Source organism: Pseudomonas sp. MWU13-2517, from assembly GCF_023242545.1.
In the GTDB taxonomy this organism is placed as follows: Bacteria; Pseudomonadota; Gammaproteobacteria; order Pseudomonadales; family Pseudomonadaceae; genus Aquipseudomonas.
The window spans coordinates 135337-155073 of the sequence record NZ_JALMFA010000010.1 but is presented as its reverse complement, the minus strand read 5'-3'; the positions used below and the strand labels follow the sequence as shown (position 1 = coordinate 155073).

Below are 19737 nucleotides of genomic sequence, written 5' to 3'. Positions count from 1 at the left end.
GCTACAATCTCCCCCCGATTATAAGGACGTCTCCTGATCGGGCCTCGCAGCATCGTTAATGCCCTGGCATTAACCCCCCAATCGCCCACAGAGAGCCGCCCACACAGACCAAGTGAAGCCGGCGCGCTTGCTGTTTTTTTGCAAACCACCCGCCTTTACCGAATCTGCCAGAGCTGCCATTGCGCTCGGCCACTTGAGTTGTTTGCCCGTTTTGCCGCATGTCGGCAAGTACCTCGGGCCAAGGTGCCAGGCTGGGGCAGCCCTTTTTTGAGGTTCACGTCTTCAAAAGAGCGTGAAAAAACGGGTTTTCACAACTTCACAAGAGTGTGGCGAGCAAATGAATAGTTTGGCGTTTGTACAAGCACCATCAGCGTCTGGAACAGCCCAACACAGGACCGATAACTCCCCGAAAACTGGAGCTTGAAACCTGTCCGCTACGGATTTGGTTGCACGAATCGCACGCTTTGACCATAAGTCGAATTGCCACAGGCGCCCATGAATGCGTTCATAGGCAGATTAGCCCGGCAGGAAGCGCGCGCTGAAGTTGCAAAAAAATTGCGAAGAATCGGACATGGCGATCCTGGCCATGGGTAACCTGGGGCAACACGTGAACCGCCCCGTCACTCCTGGCAGCCATGCCGTCAATTTGGTGCTGCAGATTTTGGAGACGCGTTAAATGGCGCATAACGAAGCAGTCGACGTAGTACTGGTAGGGGCCGGCATCATGAGTGCCACCCTGGCCGTACTGCTCAAAGAGCTCGACCCCGGCCTCAAGCTGGAAGTCGTTGAGCTGATGGACTCGGGTGCCGCAGAAAGTTCCAACCCGTGGAACAACGCCGGTACCGGCCACGCCGGGCTGTGTGAGCTGAACTACACACCGCAGGCGGCTGACGGCTCCATCGACATCAAGAAAGCGGTGCACATCAACACCCAATTCGAGGTGTCGAAGCAGTTCTGGGCGTACCTGACCAAGAAAGGCACCTTTGGCTCGTCCAAGTCCTTTATAAGCCCGGTGCCGCACCTGAGCTTCGTGCAGGGTGAAAAAGGTGTGTCCTTCCTCAAGAAGCGTTTTGAAACCCTCAGCCGGCACCACGCGTTTTCGGACATGCACTACACCGAAGACCGTAGCGAAATGGCCGAGTGGATGCCGCTGATGATGCCTGGTCGCCCGCTTGACGAAAAAATCGCCGCCACCCGTGTGATGAACGGCACCGACGTCAACTTCGGCGCCCTGACCAACCAACTGCTCAGCCACCTGACCAGCTCGGCAGACGCCCAGGTCAAATACAGCAAGCGTGTCACCGGCCTCAAGCGCAACGGCGCGGGCTGGACCGTGAGCATCAAGGACGTCAACAGCGGCAATAGCCGTGAGGTGGACGCCAAGTTCGTATTCCTCGGTGCCGGCGGCGCGGCGTTGCCATTGCTGCAAGCTTCGGGTATCGAAGAAAGCAAAGGTTTCGGGGGCTTCCCGGTCAGCGGCCAGTGGCTGCGCTGCGACAACCCGGAAGTAGTCAAGCACCACCAGGCCAAGGTTTACAGCCAGGCGGCGGTGGGTTCGCCACCAATGTCCGTCCCACACTTGGACACCCGCGTGGTGGAAGGCAAGAAGTCCCTGTTGTTCGGGCCATACGCCGGCTTTACCACCAAGTTCCTCAAGCACGGCTCGTTCCTTGACCTGCCACTGTCGGTCCGCGCCGGCAACATCGGCCCGATGCTCGCCGTCGCCCGGGACAACATGGACCTGACCAAGTACCTGGTCAGCGAAGTGATGCAGTCCATGGAGCAACGCCTGGAATCCCTGCGCCGCTTCTACCCTGAGGCGAAGGCCGAAGACTGGCGCCTGGAAGTGGCCGGCCAACGGGTGCAGATCATCAAGAAAGACCCGAAGAAAGGCGGCGTGCTGCAATTCGGCACCGAGCTGGTCGCGGCCAAGGATGGCTCGCTGGCGGCGCTGCTGGGTGCTTCTCCGGGCGCATCGGTAACGGTTTCGATCATGCTGGAGCTGATCGAGCGCTGCTTCCCGCAAAAAGCCAGTGGTGAGTGGGCGGCCAAGCTGCACGAAATCTTCCCGGCCCGGGAAAAAGTACTGGAGACGGATGCCGAGCTGTATCGCAAGATCAACGCGCAGAACAATATCAGCCTGGAACTGGTTGAGCCTGCGGCCGAGACCGAGAGTTACGCTTAAGGCGTTCAAGCCATAAAAAACGCCCCGCCCTCTGCATGAGGACGGGGCGTTTTTTTATGTCTCGGATAATCAGCCGCGAGCTTTTTCGACCAACTCGATGTACTCGTCCGCGTTACGCTGATCCTTGATCAGATCGACGAAGGTCTGGCCATGTTCATCCTTGCCATCGAGATCCAGGCCCGCTGCCTTGAAAAAGCCCAGGAACCGCTCGAAATCGTCGATACGCAGGCCACGGTAAGCCTTGATCAGTTTGTGCAGGGACGGTGAAGTCGCGTCAACCGGCTCGAAATCCAGGAACAACTTGATCTGATCGTCACCGATCTCATCACCAATCACCTGTTTCTTATCTTTACGCATTACCGACTCCAGCCTGCAGACATTTACACGGAGGTCGAAGTCTACCTGCGGGACTCGGTATTGTGTAGGCGCCGCCTATTGAGACTTGACGGCCCCGGTATGCAGGTCCGCCCAGATATGACCGTTGGCGTAACTGAGGAACTGCACATACACCGTGTCATTGCGCAACAGGTCGATAATCACGCGGTACTGTGTCATCGGATAAGACAACGTCAGGGTCTTGCTGGCGTCATCGAAGACCGGTTTTTTCAGGCTTTTGCTTTCGGCGTCAAAATTGAGCACCACCTGGTTGATCGTCGCGCCTTTATTCAACGATTTGCCCCTGAGGCGAATCATCAACGGCGACGTGATCGGGATTGGCTGTTGCGTGGATTGGCGCTGGCTGCCCGCCACCACGGCGTACTCGGTGACTTGCAACAACTGCTGCTGGTCAGGCGTTTCGGCACGCAAGGCCAGTTCGTCCGGCGGCAGGAATTGGCTGTGCATCGGGGCGGCCGCCAGCGGCAGGCTAAAGGTCAGCGCCAGAACGGCGCAGGTGCGTATCAACAGGCTCATGGGCCGCTCCATATGAGAGGGCCCAGCACTGTAGCTCAATCGAACTGGGCAAGCATCCAGCGATGATAATCAGCCATGCCAGCATCGCCCTCGCGAGGCGCCCAACTGGCCAGCTCACCCTCCCCCACAGGGCGGTAAGGGCCGGCTTTGCACTCAAACATCACACTGTCAGGTTCCAGCGCGACCAGACCATGGAAAACCCCGGATGGCAGATCGACACCCTGGCACTCTCCGCCGGCCTGCAAAACCCGCTTGTCAAGCACCTCACCAACGTCGTTGAAGATCAGGATACCCAGACGCCCTTTCAGTACCAGCAACGTTTCGGCCTTGTCAGCGCTCAGATGGCAATGAGGCGGCACATACGTGTTCGGCTGCAAGCCCACTGCCATGCGATGGCAGGGTTCTTCCATGCCATGGAAGTTGAGGTGCTGTCGACCACGAGGGCTGGCGGCCGCTTTCTCGGCCAACTCAGCAAACAGCGATTGATCAAGAAAACGGGCCATTCATTACATTCCTTTAACGGCGAAGATGCCATTGGCGTTACGCCAGTAGCCTTTGTAATCCATGCCATAGCCGAAGATATAGCGGTCGATGCACGGCAGGCCGACATAATCGGCTTTCAGGTCCGGGCGGGCTTTGCGGTCATGGTCTTTGTCGATCAGCACAGCGGTGTGCACTTTGCGCGCGCCGGCGTGTTTGCAGAAGTCTATGATCGCACCCAGGGTGTGTCCCTCATCGAGGATATCATCGATGATCAGCACGTCGCGGTCGATGAACGAGACTTCCGGCTTGGCTTTCCAGAACAGATCACCGCCGCTGGTTTCGTTGCGATAGCGCGTAGCGTGCAGGTAGGACGCCTCCAGCGGAAATTGCAGATGCGTCAGCAATTTGCCGGCGAAAATCAGGCCACCGTTCATCACGCAGAACACTACAGGGTTGGTGTGGGCCATTTCGCGGGTGATGTGCGCTCCAACCTTGGCAATCGCTGCTTCGACTTGCGCTTCGGTGTACAGGCAGTCAGCCTCGCGCATGATTTGACGGATATGCTCGAGATCAGCGGACATGGCGCTCTCCAAGGGGTGCTGTGGCAAGAAAAGCGGGCGAAGGTACGCTTCTCGTGCGCTCCAATCAAGCCTTTATGGACTAACGTACTTGATGTCTATAGGACAACACCCTCGGATAGATTACTCTAGGCCGGTTTTTTTGCCCGCTGCCGGAGCCTTCCCCATGCCCACTCGCGAGATCCGCCACCCGCTGATCCGACACAAACTCGGCCTTATGCGCCGTGCCGATATCAGTACCAAGAACTTCCGTGAACTTGCTCAGGAAGTTGGAGCACTGCTCACTTACGAAGCCACCAAGGATTTGCCCCTGGAAAGCTACGAGATTCCAGGTTGGGCCGGTCCCGTTCAGGTCGAGAAAATCGCCGGTAAAAAGATCACCGTGGTGCCGATCCTGCGTGCCGGTATCGGCATGCTCGAAGGCGTGCTCAGCCTGATCCCGGGTGCCAAAGTCAGCGCCGTCGGCGTGGCCCGCAATGAAGAAACCCTGCAGGCCCACACCTACCTGGAAAAGCTTGTCCCTGAAATCAATGAGCGCCTGGCAATGATCATCGACCCGATGCTCGCCACAGGTAGCTCAATGGTCGCCACTATTGACCTGCTGAAAAAAGCCGGCTGCAAGGACATCCGCGCCATGGTGCTGGTCGCCGCCCCCGAAGGCATTGCCGCCGTCGAGAAGGCCCACCCCGATGTGCAGATCTACACCGCATCCATCGACGAGCGCCTGAACGAACACGGCTATATCATCCCTGGCCTGGGCGATGCCGGTGACAAGATCTTCGGCACCAAACAGAAGGACGCGTGAACATGCAGGATGAATTCAACGACCCGCTTTGGCGCCAGATCCTGTCTGGCGCACAAATGCTCTTCGTGGCATTTGGTGCGCTGGTGTTGATGCCGCTGATCACAGGTCTTGATCCAAACGTCGCACTGTTCACCGCAGGCCTGGGCACGCTGCTGTTCCAGGTGGTGACAGGGCGACAGGTGCCGGTGTTCCTGGCATCGAGCTTCGCCTTTATCACCCCGATCATTCTCGCCAAGGGCCAGTTCGGCCTCGCCGCGACCATGGGCGGCGTGATGGCGGCCGGCTTCGTTTATACCTTCCTGGGCCTGGCGGTGAAGATCAAAGGCACCGGTTTCATCGACCGGTTGCTGCCACCCGTGGTGATTGGCCCGGTCATCATCTCCATCGGTTTGGCCATGGCGCCGATTGCCGCCAATATGGCGATGGGTAAAGCCGGTGACGGCAGCGAGCTGATTCACTACCAGACCGCCATGATGATCTCGATGCCGGCGTTGCTGACCACCTTGATCGTGGCAGTGTTCGGCAAGGGTATTTTCCGCTTGGTGCCTATCATCGCCGGTGTACTGGTGGGGTTTGCCATGTCGTTCTACTTTGGCGTGGTCGACACGGCGAAAATCGCCGCGGCCCCATGGTTCGCCCTGCCCCACTTCACTGCGCCGGAGTTCAACTGGCAGGCGATTCTGTTTATCGTCCCGGTAGCCCTGGCCCCGGCGATCGAACATATCGGCGGCGTGATTGCGGTAGGCAGCGTGACCGGTCGCGATTACCTGAAGAAGCCCGGCCTGCACCGCACCCTGCTGGGTGACGGGATCGCCACCACGGCCGCCGGTCTGTTCGGGGGCCCGCCGAACACCACCTATGCCGAAGTGACCGGCGCGGTGATGCTGACCAAGAACTACAACCCGAAAATCATGACCTGGGCGGCAGTCTTTGCCATCAGCCTGGCGTTTATCGGTAAGTTCGGGGCATTGCTGCAGAGCATTCCGGTGCCGGTGATGGGCGGCATCCTGTGCCTGCTGTTCGGCTCGATCGCCGCGGTGGGGATGAACACCTTGATTCGCCACAAGATCGACCTCGGCGAAGCGCGCAACCTGGTGATTGTGTCTGTGACGTTGGTGTTCGGGATTGGCGGTGTCTTGGTAGGTACCGGCACCGGCCCGGATGACTTCGGCCTCAAGGGCATCGCCCTGTGTGCGGTGGTAGCGATTGGTTTGAATTTGCTGCTACCGGGCAATGATGGCTGGAAGAACAAGAAGTCGGATGAGCCGCTGATCTAACCAACATCGTTGTACGCATGTGGGAAGGGCTTTTGTGGCGAGGGAGCTTGCTCCCGCTGGGCGCGAAGCGACTCCAAAAATCTTGGGAGCGCTTCGCACTCCAGCGGGAGCAAGCTCCCTCGCCACAGCAAGCCCGCTCCCACATTTTTTAGACCTTCAGTGTGGCTTAGAGCTCACCAAGCCCGTCGATCAACGCCTGGTTCTGCTCGGGTGTACCGATGCTGATCCGCAGGAACTGGGCAATCCGCTCCTGCTTGAAGTGCCGCACGATCACACCCTGCTCGCGCAACTTGGCCGCCAGGCCAGCAGCGTCGTGCCTTGGGTGACGGGCAAAGATGAAGTTGGCTGCCGACTGCAGCACTTCAAAGCCTTTGCCTTCCAGCTGTGCGATCAGCGTATTGCGACTGTCGATTACCTGCTTGCACGTCTTCTCGAAGTACTCACGGTCCTCGAACGCCGCCGCCGCGCCAACAATCGCCAGGCGATCCAGCGGGTAGGAGTTGAAGCTGTTCTTGACCCGCTCCAGCGCCTCGATCAGGTCCGGGTGGCCCACCGCCAGGCCCACACGCAAGCCGGCCAGTGAGCGCGATTTGGACAGGGTCTGGGTCACCAGCAGGTTCGGGTAACGATCCACCAGGCTGATCGCGGTTTCGCCGCCGAAGTCGATATAGGCTTCATCGACCACCACGACCGAATCCGGGCTGGCCTTGAGCATCTGCTCTACCGCCTCCAATGCCATCACGCAGCCGGTAGGCGCGTTAGGGTTGGGAAAAATGATCCCGCCGTTAGGCCTGGCGTAATCGGCCACGCGAATCTGGAACTGCTCGTCCAACGGCACCGGGTCGGATTTTATGCCGTACAGGCCGCAGTACACCGGATAAAAGCTGTAGCTGATGTCCGGAAACAACAGCGGCAGGTCGTGCTGGAACAGACCATGGAAGATGTGCGCCAGGACTTCATCGGAACCGTTGCCGAGAAATACCTTGCCGGCGTCAATCCCGTAATACTTGGCCACGGCCTGCTTGAGCACGTCGCTGTTGGGGTCCGGGTACAGGCGCAGATTGTCGTTCAACTCGGCCTGCATGGCTGCCAGTGCCTTGGGCGACGGGCCGTAGGGGTTTTCGTTGGTGTTGAGTTTGACCAGCTTGGTCAACTTGGGCTGCTCGCCGGGCACGTAAGGCACGAGGTCCTTGACGAAAGGGCTCCAGAATTTGCTCATGCCTTATTCCCCCTTGAGGATGCGATATTCGGCGCTGCGCGCGTGCGCGCTCAGCGATTCACCACGGGCCAGCACCGAGGCGGTCTTACCCAGCTCGGAGGCACCCTGCGGCGAGCAGAAGATGATCGACGAACGCTTCTGGAAGTCATACACCCCCAGCGGCGACGAGAAACGCGCGGTGCCGGACGTCGGCAGCACGTGGTTAGGGCCGGCGCAGTAGTCGCCCAAGGCTTCGCTGGTGTGGCGGCCCATGAAGATCGCCCCGGCGTGACGAATGGACGGCAGCCAGGCCTGTGGGTCGGCTACGGACAACTCCAGGTGTTCCGGTGCGATGCGGTTGGCCACTTCGATGGCTTGCTCCATGTCGCGGGCAAGAATCAGCGCGCCACGGCCATTGATCGACTTCTCGATGATCTCGGCGCGCTCCATGGTCGGCAGCAACTTATTGATGCTCGCGGCGACTTTGTCGAGGAACTCGGCGTCCGGACTGACCAGGATTGCCTGGGCGTCTTCGTCGTGTTCGGCCTGGGAGAACAGGTCCATGGCGATCCAGTCCGGATCGGTCTGGCCGTCGCACACGACGAGAATTTCCGATGGACCGGCGATCATATCGATCCCCACCTGGCCAAACACATGGCGCTTGGCGGTGGCCACGTAGATGTTGCCCGGGCCCACGACCTTGTCGACCTTCGGTACGCTCTCGGTGCCGTAGGCCAAGGCCGCAACGGCCTGGGCGCCGCCGATGGTGAACACGCGGTCAACACCGGCGATGCACGCCGCCGCGAGCACCAACTCGTTGATTTCACCACGCGGGGTTGGCACCACCATGACCACCTCGGTCACACCCGCCACCTTGGCCGGGATCGCGTTCATCAACACCGAGGACGGGTACGAGGCTTTGCCGCCCGGCACGTACAGGCCGGCGCGATCCAGCGGCGTAACCTTCTGGCCCAGCACCGTGCCGTCGGCTTCGGTGTAGCTCCACGAGTCCTGCTTCTGCTTTTCGTGGTAGCTGCGCACCCGCGCCGCCGCGACTTCCAGGGCTTCACGCTGAGTGGCGGTGATGCGCGTCAGGGCCAGCTCCAGGCGTTCGCGGGGCAGAATCAGGTCGGCCATGGACTTGACGTCCAGGCCGTCGAACTGGCGTGTGAAGTCCACCAGCGCCGCGTCACCGCGCTCGCGCACAGCCTTGATGATGTCGAGCACTCGCTGGTTGACCGAGTCGTCGGACACGCTTTCCCAGCTCAGCAGATGATCCAGATGATGGGCGAAATCCGGATCGGCAGCGTTGAGTCGGGCAATTGCAGTGGACGTGGTCATAGCGAGGGCCTCATAGGATTGGCAAAAATGCTCAGGCGCCGAAAGTTAGCAGTCGATCCGCTTGGGCACCTGAGAATTCTGGCTATGAGGCGGATAGACGGGCGCGACCTGAGGCCGCGCGGGTGAGTCAACCGCGGTGTCGAGACTCCACTGCCTTGCGCAGGGTGTCGATCAACGCCTGGATACGGGCGTGTTGCATTTTCATGGAGGCTTTGTTGACGATCAGGCGGGAGCTGATGTCAGCAATGAAATCCTGGGGTTCCAGACCGTTGGCACGCAGTGTATTGCCGGTGTCGACTACGTCGATGATCTTGTCGGCCAGGCCAATCAGCGGCGCCAGCTCCATCGAACCGTAGAGCTTGATGATGTCGACCTGGCGCCCCTGTTCGGCGTAGTAGCGCTTGGCAACGTTGACGAACTTGGTGGCAACCCGCAGACGGCCCTTGGGTTCGACGTCGCCGACACGACCGGCCGTCATCAGCTTGCACAGGGCAATACGCAGGTCCAACGGCTCGTACAGGCCCTGGCCGCCGTATTCCATCAGCACGTCTTTACCGGCGACACCGAGGTCGGCCGCACCATGTTCAACGTAAGTCGGCACGTCGGTAGCCCGCACGATCAACAGGCGAACGTCGTCCTGGGTCGTGGGGATGATCAGCTTGCGGCTCTTGTCCGGATTCTCGGTCGGCACGATGCCCGCTTCAGCCAGAAGCGGCAAAGTGTCGTCAAGGATGCGGCCCTTGGACAGTGCGATGGTCAACATGGGAAACGTCAGTCCTTCATCAGGCTATTGCTGTCCGGTCGCGAACGGCGCCAGACACAGATCGAGGCCATTACAGCCTCGATTTGAAACAAACTCAGCATACTGCTTCTTCACAACGTGCAGTGAGCGGGGTTGCCCGCCCACTGCAATGACAGCGACTAGCCCGGTACGCGGCGAATTTTCGCGCCGAGCATCTGCAGTTTTTCTTCGATGCACTCGTAGCCACGATCTATGTGGTAGATACGGTCGATGAGGGTATCGCCTTCGGCGCACAGTGCCGAGATCACCAGGCTGGCCGAAGCACGCAGGTCGGTCGCCATGACAGGCGCGCCCTTGAGCTTATCGATGCCGGTGACGATGGCGGTGTTGCCTTCGACCTGGATCTTGGCGCCCATGCGGTGCAATTCGTACACGTGCATGAAGCGGTTTTCGAAGATGGTCTCGATCACTGCACCCGTGCCTTCGGCAATCGCGTTCAAGGAGATGAACTGCGCTTGCATGTCGGTCGGGAACGCCGGGTACGGAGCGGTGCGCAAGTTGACGGCCTTGGCCCGCTTGCCATGCATATTCAGCTCGATCCAGTCTTCACCGGTGGTGATTTCAGCACCGGCTTCCTTGAGTTTTTCCAGAACGGCTTCGAGGATGGTCGGATCGGTGTCCTTGACCTTCACACGGCCACCGGTCACGGCGGCGGCGACCAGGTAGGTGCCGGTCTCGATACGGTCCGGCATCACTTTGTAGGTGGCCGAGTGCAGGCGCTTCACGCCATCGATGGTGATGGTGTCGGTGCCGGCGCCTGTGATGTTGGCACCCATGGCGATCAGGAAGTTGGCCAGGTCGACGACTTCAGGCTCGCGCGCGGCGTTTTGCAGGACGCTGCGACCATTGGCCAGGGCTGCGGCCATCATGATGTTCTCGGTACCGGTCACGCTGACGGTATCAAAGAAGAAGTTAGCGCCACGCAGGCCGCCTTCCGGCGCCTTGGCCTTGATGTAACCGCCTTCGACGTCGATTGTCGCGCCCATGGCTTCGAGACCACGGATGTGCAGGTCAACCGGACGCGAACCAATGGCGCAACCGCCAGGCAGGGCCACTTCGGCCTCGCCGAAACGGGCAACCATCGGGCCCAGTACCAGGATCGACGCACGCATGGTTTTCACCAGTTCATACGGGGCGACCAGGGTCTTGATAGTGCGGGGGTCAATTTCGACCGCCAGTTTTTCGTCGATGACCGGCTCGATACCCATGCGACCGAACAGCTCGATCATGGTGGTAATGTCGTGCAGGTGCGGCAGGTTGGCCACGGTCACCGGGCCATCGCACAGCAGGGTCGCTGCCAGGATCGGCAAGGCGGAGTTTTTCGCACCGGAAATGCGGATCTCGCCATCAAGGCGGACACCACCGGTAATAATCAATTTATCCATAAGAATCTCGACGCCTTGGGGGCTCAGGTGCGCTCGGACCAAGCCGCGCGGCTGAAAAATTTCATAGTGACCGCATGGATGCTGCCATCGGTGATCCACGGGTTCAAATGGGCATAGATCTGCTGTTGACGCTTGACCGGGCTCAATGCCGCCAGTTCATCGCTAATCACATTCAGCTGGAAATTGCAGCCTTCGCCTTCAACTTCTACGATCGTTTCCGGCAGCTTTCCTTCAAGGAAGCTCTTAACTTCTAGGGCCTGCATGCTCAACCTCTATCGGCGCCCAGTGCGCACGGGTCGCACATCATACAAAAAAGCCCCGCGCCTGCGAACCCCGCATAGCAGGACTCTGACGGGGGGCTTTATTGATAAGTGGGATCAAGGATGCGCCAACAGCTCGGTCAGGCCACTGACCTGGGCAATTTCACGCATATCTTCGGGAAGCGCGCGGATGCTCACGGCTTTTTTGGCATCTGCGGCATCGCGCATGAAGCACAGCAACAACGACAAACCGACGCTGCTGGATTTGGTGACGGCCGAACAATCCAGCACCAGCGCAGACGCCGTGCTGGCCTTGATCAGCGCCTGGCCCTGCTTGCGCAGCTCAGGCCCGGTGCGGTAATCCAGCACGCCGCTGAGCAGAAGCTCGCCGGCAGCGCCAAGACGAACGGCCGACTCGGTCATTGCGCAGGCTTCCCGGCAGATTGCTTGTCGGTTTCTTCCTTGGCCTTGGCCACTTCACCGGCCCAACCATTGATGGTCTTGTCCAGGTCATTGCCATTGCGCTGCATGGCATCGGCGAACTGGTCACGGAACAGCTTGCCGATATTGATGCCGTTGATGATCACGTTGCGCAGCTTCCACTCGCCGTTGACCTTCTCCAGCGTGTATTGCACAGGGTAGACGGCGCCGTTGTTGCCCTTGACGGTCATGCCGACGCTGGTGCGGTCGCCGGACTCATCCTTTGGAGCATCAACGGTAATACCCTGGTTGTTGTACTCGAGCAGAGCGTTACCGTAGAACTGGAACAAGCCCTTCTTGAAGTTCTCCTGGAAGGTCTGCATCTGCGCCGGGGTTGCCTTGCGCGAATACTTGACCGTCATGATGCTCCTGGAAATACCTTCGGCATCAACCACAGGCCCGACAATGGTGTTCAGCGCCTCGTAGAAGCGGGTGGGGTCCTGCTTGTATTGCTCTTTGTTGGCCTTCAAGTCAGCCAGCATCTTGTTGGTCGTGTCCTGCACCAGATCGTGCGCAGAACCTGCCGCGTTAGCCATCAGCGGCAGCGCTGCGAGCAACACCAGCAGACCACGTCGCAAGGTAGAGATCATGAACAGATTCCTCATTTGGCGTCTTTATTGACCGTATTGAGCAGGAATTTACCGATCAGGTCCTCAAGCACCAGCGACGACTGTGTGTCGTGGATGGTAGAACCTTCCTTGAGCAGGGTTGTTTCCCCGCCCACGCTGACACCGATGTACTTCTCGCCCAGCAGACCCGCAGTGAGGATAGATGCAGTGGAGTCAGTCGGCAGATTATCTACCTTCTTGTCCACCTGCATCGTCACTCGACCGGTGAAGCTGTCGCGATCCAGATCGATTGCCGTGACCTTGCCGATGGTCACACCGGCCATGGTCACTTTAGCTCTGACCGTCAAACCGGCGATATTGTCGAAGTAGGCGTAAAGTTTATAAGTATCGGCGGTGGGGCTGGCCGAAAGGCCGCTGACTCGCAGCGCCAGTAACAGTAAAGCCAGGATGCCAGCCAGCAAGAAAAGGCCGACACCGATTTCCACAGTGCGGTTTTGCATCAGAAATCTCCAAACATCAAGGCGGTCAAAATAAAGTCAAGGCCCAGTACAGCCAGCGAGGCGTACACAACGGTCTTGGTGGTGGCGCGACTGATCCCTTCTGAAGTGGGCTCACAGTCGTAGCCTTGGAATACGGCGATCCAGGTCACTACAAAAGCGAAAACGATGCTCTTTATGATGCCGTTGAGCACGTCACCACTGAACGTCACACTGTTTTGCATGTTGGCCCAGTAAGAGCCGTCATAGACCCCCAGCCAGTCCACCGCTACCCACGAACCGCCCCAGATACCCACCACGCTGAAAATCATCGCCAGCAGCGGCAGGGAAATGAAGCCGGCCCACAGGCGCGGCGCAACAATGTATTTGAGCGGGTCTACGCCAATCATTTCCAGGCTCGACAGTTGCTCGGTGGACTTCATGTTGCCGATCTCGGCGGTCAGCGCCGAACCGGCACGCCCGGCGAACAGCAGCGCCGTAACCACCGGACCGAGCTCACGCAACAGCGTCAGGGCAACCATCTGCCCTACCGCTTGTTCCGAACCGTAGCTGGAAAGAATATTGAAGCCCTGCAATGCCAGCACCATGCCGATGAACACGCCCGAAACGACGATGATCACCAGCGACATCACGCCGACCGCATGCAGTTGCTTGACCAGCAGCCCAAAGCCGCCGCCAATGCCGCCGCGACCGAGCAAGGCGTGAAACAGGAAAATAGTCGAGCGGCCCAGCACTTCGACGATGTCGATGCCTGAGCGGCCGAAAAGGCGAACCTTCTCGATAAGAGATGTCTTGCGCATCAGCGCTTCCCCAGAAGATCTGAGCGGTAATCCGCCGCCGGAAAGTGAAAAGGCACCGGGCCATCGGGATCGCCAGTCATGAACTGGCGGATACGCGGGTTATCGGCATTCATCAGCTCTTCCGGCGTACCCTGCCCCAGCACCTGGCCATCACCCACCACATAGAGGTAGTCGGCGATACTCGCGGTTTCGGCCAGATCGTGGGACACCACGATGCTGGTGATCCCCAGCGCATCGTTGAGCAGACGGATCAGACGCACCAGCACGCCCATGGCGATTGGGTCCTGACCGACGAAAGGCTCGTCATACATGAGGATCTGTGGGTCGAGGGCGATCGCCCGCGCAAGCGCAACCCGGCGCTTCATGCCGCCGGACAATTCGTCGGGCATCAGGTCGATGGCACCACGAAGCCCCACGGCCTGCAGCTTCAACAACACGATGTCACGAATCATTTCATCGGACAGCTGGGTATGCACCCGCAGCGGAAACGCCACGTTTTCGAAAACATCGAGGTCGGTAAACAGCGCGCCGCTCTGGAACAGTACGCCCATGTGCTTGCGCGCATCGAACAGATCGCTGCGCGACAGCGTCGGCAGGTTCTGGCCGTTGACCCACACTTCACCGGCACTGGGGCGCAACTGCATGCCCATCAGGCGCAACAGGGTGGTTTTGCCACAACCGGAAGGCCCCATGATTCCCGTGACCTTGCCACGGGGAATGCGAATATCGACGTTATTGAAGATGCTGCGCGTCCCGCGCTTGAAGGTAAGGCCCTTCAGCTCGACCGCGTAGGCGTTATCGGCACTCATCTAATCTCCTTGGGATGCAGCCTTTCACTCAGACACCATGCTTGCGACTTTCGTTAGCAACGCCTGCGCAATAATTATCCACATGGGCTGGGCGGACCGAACTGGCGGCGAACTATATCACTGCTGGTACAGAGCCCCCAAGGCCGGAACTGCGCTTGTTCAGATTCACGACAGGGAAAAAACGTTGCTGAGCATGAATCTCAAGCCCTGCGCGAATAAAGCCTGACGAACTTGCGTGAGGGAATTGATCATTACCGCTATAATCGCCGACTTTTCGTCAGGCTATACGACTTCAGACATGAGCCAATCCAGCGACCTCATTCAATCCGCACAACGTACCATTCGCCTCGAACTGGAAGCCGTAGAAGGTTTACTGGCCCATATCGACGCGGATTTCGTGCGCGCCTGCGAGATGATCCTGGCCAGTAAAGGCCGCGTTGTCGTGGTCGGCATGGGCAAATCCGGCCATGTCGGCAACAAGATTGCCGCCACCCTGGCAAGCACCGGCACCACGGCTTTTTTCGTACACCCGGCCGAAGCCAGCCATGGCGACATGGGCATGATCACCAAGGATGACATCATCCTGGCGCTGTCCAACTCCGGCACCACCAACGAAATCGTGACCTTGCTGCCACTGATCAAGCGCCTGGGCATCCAGATGATCAGCATCACCGGCAACCCGGAATCGACGCTGGCCAAGGCTGCCGAAGTCAACCTGAACGTACATGTCGCCCATGAAGCCTGCCCACTGAACCTGGCGCCGACCTCTTCCACCACCGCCGCCCTGGTCATGGGCGATGCCCTGGCCGTAGCGCTGCTGGAGGCTCGCGGCTTTACCGCTGAAGACTTCGCGTTCTCCCACCCGGGCGGCGCCCTGGGTCGTCGCTTGCTGCTGAAGGTGGAAAACGTCATGCATGCCGGCGACGAACTGCCCCACGTTCAACGCGGCACGTTGCTCAAGGACGCCTTGATGGAGATGACCCGCAAGGGCCTGGGCATGACCGTGATCCTTGAGACCGACGGGCGCCTGGCCGGGGTCTTCACCGACGGTGACCTGCGCCGCACCCTGGACCGCACCATTGATATCCACACCGCGACCATCGACGCGGTGATGACGCCCCACGGCAAGACGGCTCGCCCGGAAATGCTGGCGGCCGAAGCCCTGAAGATCATGGAAGACCACAAGATCGGCGCGCTGGTGGTAGTCGATAGCGCCGATCGCCCGATTGGCGCGCTGAACATGCACGACTTACTGCGTGCGGGAGTGATGTAAATGACCGACGACCTGCTGCAACGCGGCAAAAACATCAAACTGGCCATTTTTGACGTTGACGGCGTGCTGACCGATGGCCGCCTGTACTTCCTTGAAGATGGCAGCGAATTCAAGAGCTTCAACACGCTTGACGGCCAAGGCATCAAAATGTTGATGGCGGCGGGCGTGCAAACAGCGATTATCAGCGGTCGAAAGACCCCCGTTGTGGAACGCCGCGCACAAAACCTGGGGATTCCTCACCTGTATCAGGGCCGTGAGGATAAACTGGTGGTTCTGGACGAGCTTCTTGGCCAACTCAACCTAAGCTATGAGCAGGTCGCCTACTTGGGCGATGACCTGCCCGACCTCCCGGTCATTCGCCGGGTGGGCCTGGGCATGGCCGTCGCGAACGCCGCAGCCTTTGTGCGTGAACACGCCCATGGCATTACCACCGCCCGTGGCGGCGAGGGTGCTGCCCGCGAGTTCTGCGAATTGATCCTGCGCGCCCAGGGCAGTCTTGAAGCGGCCCACGCCGCCTACCTATAGAGCGTTTTATGCTGAGTAAAAAGATTCGCAACTTCCTGTTATTCGGAGTCATCGCCGCGATCTTCCTGGCGGTGGGCTACTGGAATATCAGCCCGGAGCGCTTCCTCGACAAACCTGTGGTACAGGTTGATGAAGGCGTTATCGACTATTACGCAACCAAAGCCTACAGCGTGCAGTTCCTGCCCGATGGCAAGGTGCAATACGAGATGACGGCCGACAAGGTCGAACATTTGAAAGCCTCCGAGGTCACTTTGCTGACCAACCCGGACATGAACCTGTACCGTGGCACCGAGTTCCCCTGGCATGTCACCAGCCTGCGTGGCGAAGTCAACCCGGACGGAACCCAGGTAGAGTTGATCGACTCGGTACGCGTTGCGCGCACCGACGAGCAGAAACGCGACACCATCATCACCAGTAGTCGTATGACCGTATTCCCACAACAGCAATATGCGCAGACCGAGCAAGACGTTAGAATCGACGGCGCTGGCGGTGTATCGACTGGCAAGGGAATGAAAGCGTATTTGAAAGAAAGCAGGATACACCTGCTATCGAACGTAAGAGGACAGTATGAGGCTCGTTAAAACCCTCCCTATTTTGCTCGGTCTGGGCGCAGCACTGGGAAGCGTGAGCGCCTGGGCTCTGCCGAACGATAGCCAGCAACCGATCCATATTCAGGCCAACGATGCCCAATTGGATGACAAGAAAGGCATTGCTACCTACACGGGCGATGTGATCATCACCCAAGGCTCGATGAAAATCACCGGCAACACGGTGACGCTGACGCGTACCCCGGCCGGCGACATTGACGTGGTGACTTCGGTGGGCAATCTGGCTTACTTCGAGCAGAAACAAGCCGCGGCCGATCCGGGACCGATGAAGGGCTACGGCAAGACCATCCAGTACCACGCCCAGCAAAACCGCATCATCCTGATCGATCAGGCCAAAGTGATCAGCACCGACGGCAACTCCACGGAAGGTGAAAAAATCACCTATGACACCGTGAAACAGATCGCCAACGCCGGCCGCGCCAATGGCAACAAGGTCAGCGCACCGCGTCCGCGTGTCGATATGGTTATCCAGCCGAAGAAGAAGGCCGAGTAATGGCAACCCTGAAAGCCCAGCATCTGGCCAAGGCCTATAAAAGCCGTCAGGTCGTGCGCGACGTCAGCCTTTCGATCGACAGTGGCCAGATCGTCGGCTTGCTCGGCCCCAACGGTGCCGGCAAGACCACTTGCTTCTATATGATCGTCGGCCTGGTCCAGGCGGATCAGGGTCGCGTATTGATCGATGACCTGGATGTCAGTCACCAGCCAATGCACGGTCGTGCTCGGGCCGGTATCGGCTATCTACCCCAGGAAGCGTCGATCTTCCGCAAACTGTCGGTAGCCGACAACATCATGGCGATCCTGGAGACCCGCAAGGAACTCGACCGCGATGGCCGCCGCAAGGAACTGGAAAGCCTGCTGCAGGAATTCCACATCAACCACATTCGCGACAATCTCGGCATGAGCCTGTCCGGTGGTGAGCGGCGCCGAGTGGAGATCGCCCGCGCCTTGGCCACCGCACCGAAGTTCATCCTGCTGGACGAACCGTTTGCCGGTGTCGACCCGATCTCGGTTGGCGACATCAAACAGATCATCCACCATCTGAAGGCCAAGGGCATCGGCGTGTTGATCACCGACCACAACGTTCGCGAGACGCTCGATATCTGTGAAACCGCCTATATCGTCAACGATGGTCAGTTGATCGCCGAAGGTGACTCGGCAACCATCCTGGCCAACGAACTGGTCAAGGAAGTGTACCTGGGCCACGAGTTCCGCCTGTAAACACCGCGGTGTCACGGCTGTTCGCCAATGCGCGCGGTAGTCAATAAAAACCTCAGGCTTTTTATTGTTACCGTGCTCTAGGCAAAGCCCCCGATATCAGGCATATAATTTGCTTATGTTTGGCGCTCACGCGCCCTGTCGTGGATGGCGCAATGCGCCGGCGAATAAGGTGTTAAGCCCCTGCCATGAAACCATCGCTAGTCCTGAGAATGGGCCAGCAGCTGACGATGACACCGCAGCTGCAACAGGCCATCCGCCTGCTCCAATTGTCAACCCTGGACCTGCAACAGGAAATCCAGGAGGCGCTGGAGTCCAATCCGATGCTCGAACGCCAGGAAGAAGGCGACGACTTCGATAATACAGACCCGCTGGCCGATAACATCGAGCAAAAACCCAACGCCGACGTGCAGGAACCTTCCTATCAGGAAACCGCCCCTACGGTGGACAACCTGGAGGATGGCGAATGGAACGAACGTATTCCCAACGATCTTCCCGTGGATACCGCGTGGGAAGACGTCTACCAGACCAGCGCCAGCAGCCTGCCCAGCAACGACGATGACGAGTGGGATTTCACTACCCGTACGTCCGTCGGCGAGAGCCTGCAAAGTCATTTGTTGTGGCAATTGAACCTGGCACCGATGTCCGACACCGACCGCCTGATCGCCGTCACCCTGATCGATTGCATCAACAACCAGGGCTACCTGGACGAAACCCTTGAGGAAATCCTCGAGGCATTCGACCCGGAACTGGACATCGAGCTGGACGAGATCGAAGCCGTCCTGCACCGCATCCAGCAGTTCGAACCCGCCGGCATAGGCGCCCGCACGCTCAGCGAGTGCCTGCTGCTGCAACTGCGCCAAATGCCCGCCAAGACCCCTTGGCTCACCGAGGCCCAACGCCTGGTCACCGACTATATCGACCTGCTGGGAAGCCGCGACTACAGCCAGCTGATGCGCCGCATGAAGCTCAAGGAAGATGACCTGCGCCAGGTGATCGAGCTGGTACAGAGCCTCAACCCGCGTCCAGGCTCACAGATCGAGTCCAGCGAAGCCGAGTATGTCGTTCCCGATGTAATCGTTCGAAAGGACAATGAGCGCTGGCTCGTCGAACTCAACCAGGAGTCGGTGCCGCGCCTGCGAGTCAACCCGCAATACGCGGGTTTTGTACGCCGCGCCGACACCAGCGCCGACAATACCTTCATGCGTAACCAACTGCAGGAAGCGCGCTGGTTCATCAAGAGCCTGCAAAGCCGCAACGAAACCCTGATGAAGGTGGCCACCCAGATCGTCGAGCACCAGCGCGGCTTCCTGGAGTATGGCGACGAAGCGATGAAGCCGCTTGTCCTGCACGACATCGCAGAAGCAGTGGGCATGCACGAATCGACGATCTCCCGGGTAACCACGCAAAAATTCATGCATACCCCACGGGGTATTTATGAGTTGAAATACTTTTTCTCCAGCCACGTCAGCACCTCCGAAGGCGGCGAATGCTCGTCCACGGCAATCCGCGCGATCATCAAAAAACTGGTTGCCGCGGAAAATCAGAAAAAGCCATTGAGTGACAGTAAGATCGCTGGTTTACTGGAGGCACAAGGCATTCAGGTCGCCCGTCGAACCGTCGCCAAGTACCGCGAGTCCCTCGGGATCGCGCCTTCCAGCGAGCGTAAGCGTTTGATGTGACGGGCGGGCCATAGCGTTCCAGTGGCAGGTATTCCTACCTGCCGCTTTATGCA

At 59.1% G+C, this 19737-nt stretch carries 23 protein-coding genes; 9 read left to right on the top strand and 14 right to left on the bottom strand.

The features are described 5' to 3' along the window. The first annotated feature begins 676 nt into the window (after positions 1–676). Complete coding sequence (mqo, locus tag M5B97_RS16350) at positions 677–2185, top strand: malate dehydrogenase (quinone) (RefSeq protein WP_248732017.1); 1509 nt, start codon at positions 677–679, stop codon at positions 2183–2185. Between the two features lie 69 nt (positions 2186–2254). On the opposite strand, the gene M5B97_RS16345 is transcribed toward mqo, so the two are convergent. The 4 genes from M5B97_RS16345 to M5B97_RS16330 all read right to left on the bottom strand — a co-directional run bounded on the left by M5B97_RS16345 (position 2255) and on the right by M5B97_RS16330 (position 4161). Further along, a complete protein-coding gene (locus M5B97_RS16345) occupies positions 2255–2542 on the bottom strand; it encodes a PA4642 family protein (protein ID WP_123714609.1) in 288 nt (95 codons plus the stop codon). A 75-nt stretch (positions 2543–2617) separates the two neighbouring features. Then, entirely contained in the window at positions 2618–3097 is a 480-nt protein-coding gene (locus M5B97_RS16340; protein WP_248732016.1) for a hypothetical protein, read from the bottom strand. 35 nt (positions 3098–3132) lie between these two features. Then, positions 3133–3600, bottom strand: coding sequence for a WbuC family cupin fold metalloprotein (locus tag M5B97_RS16335; RefSeq protein ID WP_123714607.1), 468 nt, complete (start codon positions 3598–3600; stop codon positions 3133–3135). Positions 3601–3603: 3 nt separating this feature from the next. Next, positions 3604–4161 (bottom strand): hypoxanthine-guanine phosphoribosyltransferase, encoded by a 558-nt coding sequence (locus M5B97_RS16330; protein WP_123714606.1) that lies wholly within the window; start codon positions 4159–4161, stop codon positions 3604–3606. A gap of 163 nt (positions 4162–4324) precedes the next feature. Here M5B97_RS16330 and upp point away from each other — a divergent pair, with 163 nt between their 5' ends. Both upp and M5B97_RS16320 read left to right on the top strand, forming a co-directional pair. Further along, positions 4325–4963 (top strand): uracil phosphoribosyltransferase, encoded by a 639-nt coding sequence (gene upp / locus M5B97_RS16325; RefSeq protein ID WP_024073483.1) that lies wholly within the window; start codon positions 4325–4327, stop codon positions 4961–4963. Positions 4964–4965: 2 nt separating this feature from the next. Next, complete coding sequence (locus tag M5B97_RS16320; RefSeq protein ID WP_123714605.1) at positions 4966–6240, top strand: uracil-xanthine permease family protein; 1275 nt, start codon at positions 4966–4968, stop codon at positions 6238–6240. 166 nt (positions 6241–6406) lie between these two features. Here the strand turns inward: M5B97_RS16320 and hisC are convergent, their stop codons facing one another. The 10 genes from hisC to M5B97_RS16270 form a co-directional block, all read right to left on the bottom strand. Then, positions 6407–7459 carry a histidinol-phosphate transaminase gene (gene hisC / locus M5B97_RS16315; RefSeq protein WP_248732015.1) on the bottom strand — a complete coding sequence of 351 codons (1053 nt, stop codon included), beginning with the start codon at positions 7457–7459 and terminating at the stop codon, positions 6407–6409. Positions 7460–7462: 3 nt separating this feature from the next. After that, positions 7463–8779 (bottom strand): histidinol dehydrogenase, encoded by a 1317-nt coding sequence (gene hisD / locus M5B97_RS16310; protein WP_123714603.1) that lies wholly within the window; start codon positions 8777–8779, stop codon positions 7463–7465. A gap of 127 nt (positions 8780–8906) precedes the next feature. Then, positions 8907–9542 (bottom strand): ATP phosphoribosyltransferase, encoded by a 636-nt coding sequence (gene hisG, locus M5B97_RS16305; protein WP_003188599.1) that lies wholly within the window; start codon positions 9540–9542, stop codon positions 8907–8909. A gap of 158 nt (positions 9543–9700) precedes the next feature. After that, positions 9701–10966, bottom strand: coding sequence for a UDP-N-acetylglucosamine 1-carboxyvinyltransferase (gene murA / locus M5B97_RS16300; RefSeq protein ID WP_123714602.1), 1266 nt, complete (start codon positions 10964–10966; stop codon positions 9701–9703). 23 nt (positions 10967–10989) lie between these two features. Beyond that, positions 10990–11229, bottom strand: a complete 240-nt coding sequence (locus tag M5B97_RS16295; protein ID WP_060754955.1) for a BolA family protein — start codon at positions 11227–11229, stop codon at positions 10990–10992. 114 nt (positions 11230–11343) lie between these two features. Continuing rightward, positions 11344–11649 (bottom strand): STAS domain-containing protein, encoded by a 306-nt coding sequence (locus M5B97_RS16290; RefSeq protein WP_123714601.1) that lies wholly within the window; start codon positions 11647–11649, stop codon positions 11344–11346. Further along, positions 11646–12296: an ABC transporter substrate-binding protein gene (locus M5B97_RS16285; protein WP_123714600.1), complete on the bottom strand. Its 651-nt coding sequence runs from the start codon at positions 12294–12296 to the stop codon at positions 11646–11648. The genes M5B97_RS16290 and M5B97_RS16285 overlap by 4 nt, the downstream gene beginning before the upstream one ends. Positions 12297–12307: 11 nt before the next feature. After that, positions 12308–12775, bottom strand: coding sequence for an outer membrane lipid asymmetry maintenance protein MlaD (gene mlaD / locus M5B97_RS16280; protein ID WP_123714599.1), 468 nt, complete (start codon positions 12773–12775; stop codon positions 12308–12310). Continuing rightward, entirely contained in the window at positions 12775–13572 is a 798-nt protein-coding gene (gene mlaE, locus M5B97_RS16275; protein ID WP_060754952.1) for a lipid asymmetry maintenance ABC transporter permease subunit MlaE, read from the bottom strand. The genes mlaD and mlaE overlap by 1 nt, the downstream gene beginning before the upstream one ends. Beyond that, on the bottom strand, positions 13572–14381 hold the full coding sequence (locus M5B97_RS16270) for an ATP-binding cassette domain-containing protein (RefSeq protein WP_003171811.1): 810 nt from the start codon (positions 14379–14381) through the stop codon (positions 13572–13574). Before M5B97_RS16270 ends, mlaE begins: the two co-directional genes overlap by 1 nt. A gap of 298 nt (positions 14382–14679) precedes the next feature. Between M5B97_RS16270 and M5B97_RS16265 the strand changes: the two genes are divergently transcribed. The 6 genes from M5B97_RS16265 (at position 14680) to M5B97_RS16240 (ending at position 19684) form a co-directional block, all read left to right on the top strand. Further along, entirely contained in the window at positions 14680–15654 is a 975-nt protein-coding gene (locus M5B97_RS16265) for a KpsF/GutQ family sugar-phosphate isomerase (protein WP_248732014.1), read from the top strand. Then, positions 15655–16179 (top strand): HAD family hydrolase, encoded by a 525-nt coding sequence (locus tag M5B97_RS16260; protein WP_123714597.1) that lies wholly within the window; start codon positions 15655–15657, stop codon positions 16177–16179. It begins immediately after the preceding gene. A gap of 8 nt (positions 16180–16187) precedes the next feature. Continuing rightward, positions 16188–16760, top strand: a complete 573-nt coding sequence (lptC, locus tag M5B97_RS16255; protein WP_248732013.1) for an LPS export ABC transporter periplasmic protein LptC — start codon at positions 16188–16190, stop codon at positions 16758–16760. Beyond that, positions 16747–17280 (top strand): lipopolysaccharide transport periplasmic protein LptA, encoded by a 534-nt coding sequence (lptA, locus tag M5B97_RS16250; protein WP_123714595.1) that lies wholly within the window; start codon positions 16747–16749, stop codon positions 17278–17280. The genes lptC and lptA overlap by 14 nt, the downstream gene beginning before the upstream one ends. Next, entirely contained in the window at positions 17280–18005 is a 726-nt protein-coding gene (gene lptB, locus M5B97_RS16245) for an LPS export ABC transporter ATP-binding protein (protein ID WP_003171806.1), read from the top strand. The genes lptA and lptB overlap by 1 nt, the downstream gene beginning before the upstream one ends. A 185-nt stretch (positions 18006–18190) precedes the next feature. After that, positions 18191–19684 carry an RNA polymerase factor sigma-54 gene (locus tag M5B97_RS16240; protein ID WP_123714594.1) on the top strand — a complete coding sequence of 498 codons (1494 nt, stop codon included), beginning with the start codon at positions 18191–18193 and terminating at the stop codon, positions 19682–19684. Positions 19685–19737 lie beyond the last annotated feature (53 nt).